At 70.4% G+C, this 12,274-nt stretch carries 13 protein-coding genes; 7 read left to right on the forward strand and 6 right to left on the reverse strand.

The annotated features are described in order from the left end of the window. The 6 genes from ABZ297_RS43935 to ABZ297_RS43960 all read right to left on the reverse strand — a co-directional run. On the reverse strand, positions 1 to 533 hold a 533-nt coding region (locus tag ABZ297_RS43935), incomplete at its 3' end, for an SRPBCC family protein (protein WP_355359566.1). 76 nt (positions 534 to 609) lie between these two features. Beyond that, positions 610 to 1,479, reverse strand: a complete 870-nt coding sequence (locus ABZ297_RS43940; protein WP_355359569.1) for a xanthine dehydrogenase family protein subunit M — start codon at positions 1,477 to 1,479, stop codon at positions 610 to 612. Further along, positions 1,476 to 3,803 carry a xanthine dehydrogenase family protein molybdopterin-binding subunit gene (locus ABZ297_RS43945; protein ID WP_355359572.1) on the reverse strand — a complete coding sequence of 776 codons (2,328 nt, stop codon included), beginning with the start codon at positions 3,801 to 3,803 and terminating at the stop codon, positions 1,476 to 1,478. The genes ABZ297_RS43940 and ABZ297_RS43945 overlap by 4 nt, the downstream gene beginning before the upstream one ends. Further along, positions 3,800 to 4,282: a (2Fe-2S)-binding protein gene (locus ABZ297_RS43950; RefSeq protein WP_355359575.1), complete on the reverse strand. Its 483-nt coding sequence runs from the start codon at positions 4,280 to 4,282 to the stop codon at positions 3,800 to 3,802. The genes ABZ297_RS43945 and ABZ297_RS43950 overlap by 4 nt, the downstream gene beginning before the upstream one ends. 71 nt (positions 4,283 to 4,353) lie before the next feature. Further along, entirely contained in the window at positions 4,354 to 4,509 is a 156-nt protein-coding gene (locus tag ABZ297_RS43955; RefSeq protein ID WP_355359578.1) for a hypothetical protein, read from the reverse strand. Positions 4,510 to 4,546: 37 nt separating this feature from the next. Continuing rightward, positions 4,547 to 6,208 carry a PspC domain-containing protein gene (locus ABZ297_RS43960; RefSeq protein WP_355359581.1) on the reverse strand — a complete coding sequence of 554 codons (1,662 nt, stop codon included), beginning with the start codon at positions 6,206 to 6,208 and terminating at the stop codon, positions 4,547 to 4,549. A gap of 113 nt (positions 6,209 to 6,321) precedes the next feature. Here ABZ297_RS43960 and ABZ297_RS43965 point away from each other — a divergent pair, with 113 nt between their 5' ends. The 7 genes from ABZ297_RS43965 to ABZ297_RS43995 all read left to right on the forward strand — a co-directional run bounded on the left by ABZ297_RS43965 (position 6,322) and on the right by ABZ297_RS43995 (position 12,059). Beyond that, positions 6,322 to 7,536: a PspC domain-containing protein gene (locus tag ABZ297_RS43965; RefSeq protein ID WP_355359584.1), complete on the forward strand. Its 1,215-nt coding sequence runs from the start codon at positions 6,322 to 6,324 to the stop codon at positions 7,534 to 7,536. Continuing rightward, positions 7,533 to 8,165 carry a response regulator transcription factor gene (locus ABZ297_RS43970; RefSeq protein WP_350803799.1) on the forward strand — a complete coding sequence of 211 codons (633 nt, stop codon included), beginning with the start codon at positions 7,533 to 7,535 and terminating at the stop codon, positions 8,163 to 8,165. Before ABZ297_RS43965 ends, ABZ297_RS43970 begins: the two co-directional genes overlap by 4 nt. A 142-nt stretch (positions 8,166 to 8,307) precedes the next feature. Next, on the forward strand, positions 8,308 to 9,678 hold the full coding sequence (locus ABZ297_RS43975; RefSeq protein ID WP_355359587.1) for a glutamate--cysteine ligase: 1,371 nt from the start codon (positions 8,308 to 8,310) through the stop codon (positions 9,676 to 9,678). A 5-nt stretch (positions 9,679 to 9,683) separates the two neighbouring features. Then, positions 9,684 to 10,325, forward strand: a complete 642-nt coding sequence (locus tag ABZ297_RS43980; RefSeq protein ID WP_355359590.1) for a neutral zinc metallopeptidase — start codon at positions 9,684 to 9,686, stop codon at positions 10,323 to 10,325. Positions 10,326 to 10,431: 106 nt separating this feature from the next. Continuing rightward, entirely contained in the window at positions 10,432 to 10,689 is a 258-nt protein-coding gene (locus ABZ297_RS43985; protein ID WP_350803795.1) for a WhiB family transcriptional regulator, read from the forward strand. Between the two features lie 245 nt (positions 10,690 to 10,934). Continuing rightward, positions 10,935 to 11,735 carry a hypothetical protein gene (locus tag ABZ297_RS43990; protein ID WP_355359593.1) on the forward strand — a complete coding sequence of 267 codons (801 nt, stop codon included), beginning with the start codon at positions 10,935 to 10,937 and terminating at the stop codon, positions 11,733 to 11,735. Positions 11,736 to 11,807: 72 nt separating this feature from the next. Further along, positions 11,808 to 12,059, forward strand: a complete 252-nt coding sequence (locus ABZ297_RS43995; RefSeq protein ID WP_355359596.1) for a hypothetical protein — start codon at positions 11,808 to 11,810, stop codon at positions 12,057 to 12,059. Positions 12,060 to 12,274: the final 215 nt, after the last annotated feature.

Here is a 12,274-nt window from a genome sequence, read left to right on the forward strand (position 1 = left end):
GACGGCGCCGCGGGCACGGGCTCCGCCACGGGCGCGGCGACCGCCGCGGGCGCCGGCGCGGGCGTCACCACCGCCGTCGGGGCCGGCTCGGCCAGCAACTCGGCCAGGTTGGCCGCGAACCTGTCGATCAGCTTCGCCCCGACCTCGGCCATCACCCCCCGCCCGAACTGCGCGGGACGTCCCGTCACGGTGAACGACGTCTCCACCGCGACCGCCGTCGACCCGTCGCCCGGCGTCAGCTTCGCCCTGACAGTCGCCGAAGCCGTGCCGGACCCCCTGGACTCCTTGCCCGCGGCCGCGATCGTGACCGTGTGCGCGTCCTTGTCGACGTCCTCGAACCTGGCGGAGCCGCGGTAGGTGACGGTGATCGGCCCGACCTTGACCTTCATCCTGCCTGTGAACTCGTCGCCCTCGAAGAGGTCGATCGTCGCCCCGGGCAGGCAGGGCGCGATCCGCTCGACGTCGAGCAGCACCGCCCAGGCCTGCTCGACCGGAACCGGGACTGTGAACTCGTGCTCGAACCGCATCGCCATCGATCCGCTCCTTTTCCCGATATCTACGACACTAAGTCGGTTCCGGGGCGCCCAGGAAGGGGCGCCCCGGACCGGGTCAGGGAGATCCGGCGGCCGCGAGGACCGCGCGATGGGTCAGCACCCTGGCCAGATGCCGTCGATAGTCGGGCTGGGCGTGCAGGTCGGCGGGCGGCGTCGTGCCGTCGTCCGCCTCCTCGCACGCCTGCCTGACCTGCTCGCCCAGCTCGACGCCGCGCAGCGCGGCCTCCACCGCCCGGGCCCGCACCGGTGTCGCCCCCATGTTGGTCAGCCCGATCCTGGCCTCCTGGATCGCGCCGTTGGATCGCGCCGGGCGGAACCGCCTGACCGCCGCCGCCACCCCGACGATCGCCCAGGACTGCGCCGTCCGGTGGAACTTCTCGTAGTGGAAGCCCCAGCCGGGGCCGAGCTTGGGGATCTTCACCCCGACCAGGATCTCGCCCGGACGCAGCGCCGACTCCCAGTAGTCGACGAAGAACTCGGCCGCCGGGATCTCCCGCTCGCCCTCCTCCGACCGGGCCACGAAGACGCCGTCCAGCGCCAGCACCACCGCGGGCAGGTCGCCCGCCGGGTCCGCGTGCGCCAGCGAGCCGCCGACCGTGCCGCGGTGCCGCACCGCCGGGTCGGCCACGGTGGCCACGGCCAGCGACAGCAGCGGGCAGTCGGCGTTGACCACGCCCGACCGCAGCACCTCGTCGTGCGTCGCCATCGCGCCGACGAACACGTGGTCGCCGCGGTCGTGCACGCCGGCCAGCTCGGGCAGCCTGGCCACGTCCACCAGCGCGGACGGGTACGCCAGCCGCAGCCGCAGCAGCGGCAGCAGCGACTGCCCGCCCGCGAGCACCTTCGCGTCCTCGTCCGAGGCCAGCGCCCTGCACGCCTCGGCGAGCGAGGCGGGGCGGACGTAGTCGAACTGTGCCGGGATCATCGCCGTGCTCCTTCCAGTGCCCGCCAGACGCGCTCGGGGGTGCACGGCATCTGGACGTCGTGGATGCCGTGCGGGCGCAACGCGTCCACGACGGCGTTGACGACCGCCGGGGTGGAGGCGATCGTGCCCGCCTCGCCCACGCCCTTGACCCCGAGCGGGTTGCTGGTGGCGGGGGTCTCGGTCCTGTCGGTCACGAAGGTCGGCAGGTCCGCCGCCGACGGCAGCAGGTAGTCGGCCATGGTGGCGGTGAGCAGGTTGCCCTCGGCGTCGTAGACGGCCTCCTCGAACAGCGCCTGCGCCACCCCCTGGGCGATGCCGCCGTGCACCTGGCCCTCGACGATCAGCGGGTTGACCACCTTGCCCACGTCGTCGACCGCCACGTAGGAGCGGATCTTGGCCATGCCCGTCTCGGTGTCGACCTCCACCGCGCACAGGTGGGTGCCGTGCGGGAAGGAGTAGTTGTCGGGGTCGAACGTGGCGTCGGAGTCCAGCCGCGGCTCCACCCCGTCGGGCAGGTCGTGCGCGGTGAACGCGGCGTAGGCCAGCTCCTGGATGGTCCGCTGCGCCTCGGTGCCCCGCACCTTGAAGGCGCCCTCGGCGAACTCCAGGTCGTCCGGCGAGCACTCCAGCACGTGCGCGGCCAGCGTCCGGGCCTTGTCGCGGACCTTCTCGCACGCCTTGAGCACCGCGACCCCGCCGACGACCAGCGAGCGCGAACCGTAGGTGTCCATGCCCTTGGGCGCGATCGCGGTGTCGCCGTGGATCACCGAGACGTCCTCGAACGGCACGCCCAGCGCGTCGGCCGCGATCTGGCTCCACGCCGTCACGTGGCCCTGCCCGTGCGGCGAGGTGCCGGTGATCACCTCGACCTTGCCGGTGGGCAGCATCCGCACCGAGCCGTGCTCCCAGCCGCCCGCGCCGTACTTCGCCATGCCCAGCAGCCTGGACGGAGCCAGCCCGCACATCTCGGTGTACGTGCTCACCCCGATGCCGAGCTGCACCGCGTCGCCCCTGTCGCGCCGGTCGGCCTGCTCGGCGCGCAGCTTGTCGTAGCCGAACAGCGCGATCGCCCGGTCCGTCGCCGCCTCGTAGTTGCCCGAGTCGTAGGTCAGCCCGGAGATCGTGGTGTAGGGGAACTCCTCGTGCCTGATCCAGTTGCGCCGCCGCACCTCCAGCGGATCGACGCCCAGCTCGGCCGCCAGCTCGTCCATGATCCGCTCGATGGCGTACGTCGCCTCGGGACGGCCCGCGCCCCGGTAGGCGTCGGTCGGCATCTTGGTGGTGAACACGCCCGTGCAGGCGAACTCGTAGGCGTCCATCTTGTAGATGGCGTTGAACATCGACGCGCCGAGCATCGGCACGCCCGGCGTGACCAGCATCAGGTAGGCGCCCATGTCGGCCAGCAGGTCCACCTGGAGGCCGCGGATCCGCCCGTCGGCCTCGGCCGCCAGCCTGACGTGCTGGATCTGGTCGCGGCCGTGATGCACGGTCAGGTTGCCCTCGGAGCGCGACTCCGTCCACTTGACCGGCCTGCCGAGCCTGCGGGTGAGCAGCAGGCACAGCACCTCTTCCGCGGTGACCTGCAGCTTCGAGCCGAACCCGCCGCCCACGTCGGGCGCGATCACCCGGAGCTTGTGCTCGGGGATGCCGGTCACCACCGCCAGCATCACCCGCAGCACGTGCGGGATCTGCGTGGACGACCAGAGCGTGAAGGTGTCGCCGTCGGTCGCGGCCATGACCGCCCGGGGCTCCATCGCGCTCGGGATCAGCCGCTGCTGGATGAAGGTCCTGTCGATCACCACGGGCGCGTCGCGGAAGGCCCCCTCTAGGTCGCCGGACGTGATCTTCACGGAGAACGCCTGGTTGCCCGCGTCGTGCACCTTCGGGCTGCCCTCGGTCAGCGCGTCGTGCATGTCGAGGACGGCGGGCAGCGGCTCGTAGTCGACCTCGATCGCCTCCAGGGCGTCGGCCGCGCGGTAGCGGTCGGTGGCGACCACGCAGGCGACCGCCTCGCCCACGTACCGCACCTCCGACACCGCCATCGGCGGGTGGTCCGGGATGACGATGTCGTCGCTCACCGGCCACGCGCACGGCAGGCTGCCCTGCTCCTCGGCGAAGTCCTGGCCGCCGAACGCGGCCACCACGCCGGGCAGGCCCCGCGCCGCGGACACGTCCACCCGGGCGATCCTGGCGTGCGCGATCGGGCTGCGCAGGAACATCACGTGCAGGGTGCCCGGCTGCTGCAGGTTGTCGGTCCACCGGGTGCGCCCGGTCAGCAGGCGGGCGTCCTCCTTGCGTCTGCGCGCCCTGCCCACCTCGGTCATGACGACCTCGCCGCCTGCCCCATCTCCTGGGCGCCCCTACGCACCGCGCGGACGATGTTGCAGTAGCCCGTGCACCTGCAAAGGTTCCCCTCCAGGCCCTGCCTGATCGCCTCCTCCGACGGGTCGGGGGTGTCTCTGAGCAGATCGATCGCGGCCATGACCATGCCGGGCGTGCAGTAGCCGCACTGCAGCGCGTGCTCCTCGTGGAAGGCCCGCTGCATCGGGTGCATCACGCCGTTCGCGCCCAGGCCCTCGATGGTGACGATGTCGCAGCCGTCGGCCTGGACGGCCAGGACCGAACAGCTCTTGACGCTCTTGCCGTCGAGCATCACGGTGCAGGCGCCGCAGTTGCTGGTGTCGCAGCCCACAGGGGTGCCGGTCTTGCCCAGCCGATCTCTCAGCAGATGGACGAGAAGGAGTCGCGGCTCGACGTCCTCCTCGTACGAGACTCCGTCGACGGTGACAGCGATCCGAGGCATACGTCCTCCCTCAGAAGCAGGGGAAATGCGGACAGTTGCCAAGCTACGCTCGTGTTTCCCCCGGTCAAGAGTTACTTACCCCGGATCACCCGCGCCACGATCGCCACCAGCCCCGCGAAACCCAGCCCGACCACCACCAGCGCGACCAGGACCAGCGGGTCTTTGAGCGCCCCGGTCAGGATCAGGATGCCGAGCACGACGAAGAGCGCGCCGCTGAGAAAAGCCATCCAGTCGGTCCTGTGGACACTGCGCGGCCTGTCGACCTCACGCGGCACGCCGCACCTCCATGTCGCCGACCCCGCCCCTGAGATTGAGCACGATGGTGGGGACCTTGCCCTCCGGCCGGGTCTCCGGTTCGAGCACCTTGTCGAAGCTGACGTCCACGCCGCCCCTGAGCGACTGGTCCACCTTGATGTCGCCGACCCTGTTGGACGCGTGCACCTCGACCCTCGCCGAAGGAGGCACGATCACGGTCAGCTCGCCGATCGAGACCGTCGCGTTGAAGGTCAGGTTCGCCCCGGGCGTGAGCTGGAGCTCTGACAGATCCAGCCTGCCGTCGCCGACGCCCACGTCATACCTTCGGCTCGCCTCCGCGGCGGACGTCGGATGCCAGACCGACTCGCCGAACCTCCTCGGCACCCCGCCGACCGTCAGCCCGAGGGCCACCAGCAGGGCCACGACCGTGCCCGTGGCCACCAGCCCCGCGCCGCGCCCCCACCAGGCCGCGACCAGCAGACCCGCGCCGATCGTGACGAGCACGGCGCCCCCGACGAGGGTCGGGTTCACACCCGAGCCCGACCTGGCTTGGACCGCCACGACTATCACTCCAATGATGGTGGCCAGCAGTACGGTGATGGCGCCGATGAACGACCTGGGACGCTTCTGCCGGGGGACGGGCGGGGCGGTCGGCCTGCCGTACAGCGTGGGGTCGTAGGGCGAGTAGCCCTCCCGCCTGCGCGGGTCCAGCGGCCGGTAGGGGCCCTTCGGGGCGAACGGCTCGCCGTAGGCCGGGTGCTCCGCCGTGATCCTGGGCCGCGGCCGATACCTCGGCGCCTCCTGGTACGGCTCTCCGTACGTCTCGCCGTACGCCTCTCCCCGATCCCGAGGCGTCTCCTCGCGCCTGTCCCGGTACGTCTCCTCGCGCCTGTTCTGGTAGGGCGGGGCCTCGCTCGCGCCGGCGGGCCGTTCGGTCTCGGCGGCCGGCCGCTCCAGCGGCGGGGCGTCGGGAGCGAGGGCCGGGTTGACCGCGGTCACCGGCTGCTCCGGCTCCGGCTTCTGCTCCGCGGCCGGTTCCGGCATCGGCACCGGCCTCGGCTCCGCGGCCGGCCTCTGCTCCGCGGCGGGTTCCGGTCGGCGGGCGGGGGCCGGCTCCGGGCGGGGAACCGGGCTGGGACGGACCGGGGAAGCGGGCTGCGGCGAGCCGGGGAAGCTGGAGAAGTCCTGTCTGTGCGGCGCCACCGGCTGCGGAGCCTGCCTGCGGTTGAGCCGCTCGGGCATCGAACGGACCAGCGCGAGCAGGTCGACCCCGTTGGCGTGCGCGGCGAGCAGCGACACGGCCAGCAGCACGCCGACCACCAGCGTGCCCGTCCCCAGCCAGACCGTCGCCAGGTTGACGACGAGCCCGAACGCGAGCACCGCGGTCAGCAGCGCCATCACGGTGTCGCCGGTGAAGTCGCGCCTGGTCCACTGCTCGATGTAGCCCGGCCTGCCGTCCGGCTCCTTCATCAGCAGGAAAGCCGCGATGTACACGAACAGCCCGATGCCGGAGCCGAACAGGAGCACGCCGAAGCCCACGCGGAAGACCACCGGGTCGAGCCCGGTGTAGCGGCCGAGCCCGGCGCACACGCCCATGAGGAAGCGCCCCTCGTTGCTGCGTCGCAGCACGTCGGGCGGTGCGGCCGGATGCTTCGGAGGCGCTTCTGTCATGGGTCCATCGTGGACCCGGGAGGCGGTTGCCCGCATCCGGGAGACCCCTGACCCGACCCGGGGGTCGTTCCCTGATGCCCATTTCGTCCCCGACGTGTGACGATGACGGTGTTATGGCTGACCAGAAGACTCTTGCCGAACCAGGCCCCGACACGCCCTACCGCCGGATGACGCGTCCCATGGAGGGGCGCCTGCTCGGCGGCGTCGCCCAGGGGCTGGCGGCGCAGCTCAAGCTCGATCCGGTGGTGATCAGGCTGGCTTTCGTGCTGCTCAGCGTGGTCGACGGCGTCGGCATCGTGGCGTACGCGGTGCTCTGGATGATCGTGCCGCGCAGGCCGTACGAGGGGCAGCCGCCGCAGCGTGACTGGAGCCAGCTCGCCGCCTTCAGCGCCATCGGCATGGCGCTGCTGGCCTTCGGCTGGCTGACCGGCGCCTCCAAGGGCGGCATCGGGCTGCTGCCGTTCGCGGTGGGCGGGATCGGCGCGCTCATCCTCTGGCAGCAGGCCGACCCGGACCGCCGCAGGAACTGGGTCAGCGGCGCGACGAAGAGCATCCGGGGGAACCGGGTGCGCACGCTGCTCGGCGTGGCCATGGTCGTGATCGGCGCGGTGGGCTTCCTGGTCGGGCAGGGCGAGCTCGACCTGGGGCAGGTGAGCCAGGGGCTGATGTTCACGGTGGTCGTGGTCGTCGGCCTCGTGGTCATCGCCGCGCCGTGGCTCGCCGGTCTGTGGAAGGAACTGCAGCTCGAACGGCGTGAGCGCATCAGGCAGGAGGAGCGGGCCGAGGTGGCCGCGATGGTGCACGACTCGGTGCTGCACACCCTCACGCTGATCCAGCGCGTCGCGCACGACCCCCGCGAGGTCGCCCGCCTGGCCCGCGCGCAGGAACGCGACCTGCGCAACTGGCTCTACCAGCCCGCCCAGGACGCCGACGCGACGCTGGCCGCCGCCGTGCGCAGGATCGCCGCCGAGGAGGAGGACGCGCACGGGGTGCCGATCGAGGTGGTCTGCGTGGGCGACATCGCGCTCGACCCGGCGGGCAAGCTCGCCGCCACGTTGAAGGCGTCCCGGCAGGCGATGGTCAACGCGGCCAAATACTCTGGAAGCTCGTCCATTTCCGTCTATGCGGAGGTGGAGGGTGAAGAAGTGACGATTTTCGTGAAAGATCGTGGCAAGGGGTTCGACCTGGATGCGGTGCCGCTCGACCGGATGGGCATCAGGGAGTCCATCATCGGCAGAATGGAACGCCACGGCGGCGCCGCCAGGGTGCGCACCGAGCCGGGTGAGGGCACAGAGGTGATGTTGACGATGAAGGTGGAGAAGTCATGACCAGGGTCCTGATCGTCGATGATCACCGGCTGTTCCGCTCCGGCGTCCGGGCCGAGCTGGGCGAGTCGATCCAGGTCGTCGGTGAGGCCGAGGACGTCGAGACCGCGGTCAAGGCCATCGCCGAGCTCCAGCCTGACGTGGTCCTGCTCGACGTGCACATGCCCGGAGGCGGCGGCCAGGAGGTGCTGCGTCGGGTCCTCGGCGCCGGGTCGCAGGTGCGCTTCCTCGCGCTGTCGGTCTCCGACGCGGCCGAGGACGTGATCGGCGTGATCCGCGGCGGCGCCCGCGGCTACGTGACCAAGAACATCAGCGGCAAGGAGCTGACAGACGCGATCCGCCGGGTGGCCGAGGGCGACGCGGTCTTCTCGCCGCGGCTGGCCGGGTTCGTCCTCGACGCGTTCGCGTCCTCGGAGGCGCCCTCGATCGATCCCGAGCTCGACTCGCTGACCCAGCGCGAGCGGGAGGTCCTCCGGCTGATCGCCCGTGGTTACGCGTACAAGGAGATCGCCAAGGAGCTGTTCATCTCGGTCAAGACGGTCGAGACGCACGTGTCGTCGGTGCTGCGCAAGCTCCAGCTGTCCAACCGGCACGAGCTGTCGCGCTGGGCCACGGCCCGCCGCCTGGTCTGAGCGGGTGACGCTCTGGCCTAACCGTCCCTGACGTGCGACATTTTCGGATATGGGACGGGACGTGCCGGCCGTCGTGTTCAGCAGGGACGATCGCCGGAAATATCGGGAAAAGGTGCGACAAAGCCTGGATGTTTTCGCCCAGATGCTCCGAGAGTCGCGCTTCGAACGTGACCGTCCGGTTGCTGGGCTGGAGATCGAGCTCAACATCGTGGACGAGCACGGCCGGCCCGCCATGCGCAACGCCCAGGTGCTCGCCGCCATCGCGGCCCCCGACTGGGCCACCGAACTCGGCCAGTTCAACGTCGAGATCAACGTCCAGCCGCAGGAGCTGGGCGGTGACGGCGCGCTCAGACTGGAGAACGACGTCAGGGCCCGGCTCAACCACGCGGAGGACCGAGCCCGCTCACAGGGCGGCCACCTCGTCCTGATCGGCGTCCTGCCCACGCTGCGCGAGCAGGACGTCGTCGAGGGCACCCTGTCGGCCAACCCCCGCTACCGGCTGCTCAACGAGCAGATCTTCGCCGCCCGCGGCGAGGACCTCCACCTGTCGATCGAGGGCGTCGAACGCCTCGACACGCACGCCGACAGCATCACCCCCGAGGCGGCCTGCACCAGCGTCCAGCTGCACCTCCAGGTCGGTCCCGAGGAGTTCGCCGCGCACTGGAACGCGGCCCAGGCCATCGCCGGACCCCAGGTGGCCCTCGCCGCCAACTCGCCCTACCTGTTCGGCAGGGAGCTGCACCGCGAGACCAGGATCGCGCTGTTCGAGCAGGCCACCGACACCCGTCCCGACGAGCTGAAAGCCCAGGGTGTGCGGCCGCGCGTCTGGTTCGGCGAGCGGTGGATCACCACGGTCTTCGACCTGTTCGAGGAGAACGTCCGTTACTACCCGGCGCTGCTGCCGCTCTGCGAGGACGAGGACCCCAGGGAGGAGCTGGAGCGGGGACGCGTCCCGCACCTGCACGAGCTGACCCTGCACAACGGCACGATCTACCGCTGGAACCGTCCGGTGTACGCGGTGACCGACGGGAGCCCGCACCTGCGGGTGGAGAACCGGGTGCTGCCCGCGGGGCCGTCGGTGGTGGACATCCTGGCCAACGCCGCCTTCTACTACGGTCTGATGGCCGTCCTGCCGCACGCCGAACGTCCGATCTGGAGTCAGATGTCCTTCTCCGCCGCCGAGGACAACCTGAACGCCGCCGCCCGGCACGGCCTCGACGCCCGCCTGTACTGGCCGGGCGTCGGCGAGGTGCCGGCGGCGGAGCTGGTGCTGCGGCGGCTGCTGCCGATGGCGCACGAGGGGCTCGCCAGGTGGGGCGCGGACACGGCCGTCGCCGACCGCCTGCTCGGCGTCGTCGAAGGACGCTGCCTGACGGGCCGTACGGGGGCGACGTGGCAGGTGGACAAGGTGCGCGCGCTCGGCGGCGACCGGCAGGAGGCGCTGCGCGCCATGACGCTGGAGTACATCGAGCGTATGCACGGGAATGAACCCGTCCACACGTGGGAAGTGTGAAGCCCGTGATCCGACCCCTGGCGCTGGTACTCGCGCTCCTGCTCCTGCTGACGGCCTGCGGGCTCACCCGCGCTCCCTCCAGGGACGTCCGGGGAGCCGACAGCTTCGACGACGACGTGATCACGGCCCGGCAGCTCACCGAGCAGTTCTGGATGCAGCAGTTCAAGCAGCAGGGGCTGACTTATCGGCCTATCACTGCTTTTATCCCCTATTCCGGGGATTCTGGGCCGAGGTGCGGTAACGAGCGTGCCGTGCCGAACAACGCCTTCTACTGTCCGCTCGGGCACTTCGTCGCCTACGACCGAGACTGGATGGAGTCGTTATGGAATGAGATGGGGGACGGGTCCGTCTACCTGATCGTCCCCCATGAGCTGGGGCACGCCGTCCAGGCGCAGCTCGAATCCCGCTTCGAGCTGAACGTCCAACAGGAGCTCCAGGCCGACTGCTACGCGGGCGGCACGCTGTCAGCCCTGATCAACTCCGGCGCCCTCCGCGCCGAACCAGGGGACGAGGACGAACTCCTCCTCAACCTCGAAGCCGCCGGAGACCCCACGGACGACTGGCTGAACCCCGCCGCACACGGCACCGCCCAGCAACGCCAGCGCTCGTTCGCCACGGGCTACAACAACAGCGTCGGCGCCTGCTGAAACGCGCGGGCGCGCTCGCTGCGTCGGGGACATCCACTGAGGGTGTACATGCGTGTCAGCCCAAAGGATGATGCGGTCGATCATGAGCTGGTCGTAGCGTTGACGTATGCCATTGGGAGAGATCGGCTGGCTGCGCGGGGGCGCCTGCAGGTCCAGCGATCCTGAGCTCTTCTTCCCACTCGCCCCCAGCCCCGTCCAGGAAGCCCGCGCCAAGGCGGTCTGCGCGACCTGCCAGGTTCTCGCCGAGTGCCGCGCGTACGCGTTGCGAGCCGGTGAAGCCGAGGGCATCTGGGGCGGCCTGACCCCGGCGGAACGCCGCCGCACCCGCTTCCCGGCAGGCTGGCGCACCCCAGCCGCCACCTGACCGCCCCCGATGGGCCCCGGTCCCAACATCGTGGGGGTCCCGGCTCATCGGCGCGCCCCGCGCTGAGGCGATGCGCGCGTATCAGCGCGAACGCCGTCTTGGCCCGGCAAACTCCGCCGCCCATATGCGATCGGCAAACTATCCGTATCCGATAGATCGCGTAGAGTAATGTCCCGGTCATGGTCACGCCACTTCACGAGGGGCTGGTCGGGATCACCACTCTCGACACCGAACAGACCGCCCACATGCTGCGCACCATGTTCGAGCTGCCCATCTCCCTGACGGCGCAGGCGCGCGTCGTCTCGTGCGATCTGTCCGAATGCGTTCCAGCCGTCTACCGGGCCGACGCCGCCATCCTCTACGGCGACGGTGAAGCCCGACTCGGGGTCATCACCGAAGTCCAGCTCAAGCCGGACCCCGAGAAGCATTTCACCTGGCTCGCGTATCTGGCGAACCTCCGGGCCCGCGACAAGTGCGAGGTGTGCCTTGTCGTCATCTGCCCCGATCGGGCCACGGCCAAGTGGGCCGCGAAGGCCATCAGGACCGGCCACCCCGAGCTGGTCCTGATTCCGCTGGTGATCGGCCCCGACAACACCCCCGTCGTCATCGACGTCGCCCAGGCCGTGGGCAACATCGGCCTGTCGGCCATCTCGGCCATCACCCACAGCAAACATCCGGAGATCAATGCCATCCTGGCCACCCTTACGGAGGCATTGGACAGCATCGACCCTGCCAAGGCCCGCCAGTACGCTGAATATGTCACCGTGGCTCTTACAGGCGACGCGCAGAAGGAAATGGAGCGGCTCATGGCCACCGAGACCTACCTGTACCAGGGCGAGTACGCCCAGAGCCTGATCGCCAAGGGCGAGACCCTCGGTGAGGCGAGAGGTGAGGCCAAGTCTGTGCTGCGGGTACTGGAGTATCGGGGGATCTTCGTGGGTGACGGTGACCGGGAGCGGATCATGAGTTGCCTGGATCTCGACACGCTGGAGATGTGGCTGCAGCGGGCGCTGTCGGTCGACTCTGCCGAGAAGCTGTTCCTCTGAGGTCGTTGAGGCGGCGCTGCGCTCCTCCACGATCTGCGGGTGCCGCCGCTGGCAAGAGAGATGGAGCGGCTCATGGCCACCGAGACCTACCTGTACCAGGGCGAGTACGCCCAGAGCCTGATCGCCAAGGGCGAGACCCTCGGTGAGGCGAGAGGTGAGGCGAGAGGTGAGGCCAAGTCTGTGCTGCGGGTGCTGGAGTATCGGGGGATCTCCGTGGGTGACGGTGACCGGGAGCGGATCATGAGTTGCCTGGACCTCGACACGCTGGAGATGTGGCTGCAGCGGGCGCTGTCGGTCGACTCTGCCGAGAAGCTGTTCCTCTGAGGTCGTTGAGGCCGCCGCCGGCAGGCGGTTGTCGGAGGGGCGTCGGAGCCGGACGTAGCCTGCAGGAGTGCTGCTTCCCTCGATCGCCGTGCTGGCCGCGGCCAACGTGCTGAACAACCGGGTCGCGCCGCGGCTCGCGCCCCTGACCTCGGCCGTCGCCACGGCGGCGCTGGTGGCGATGGCTCGCCGGGACGGGGTGTCGTGGCGGGAGCTGG

Origin of the sequence: Nonomuraea sp. NPDC005983, assembly GCF_040614375.1 — a bacterium.
GTDB lineage: Bacteria > Actinomycetota > Actinomycetes > Streptosporangiales > Streptosporangiaceae > Nonomuraea.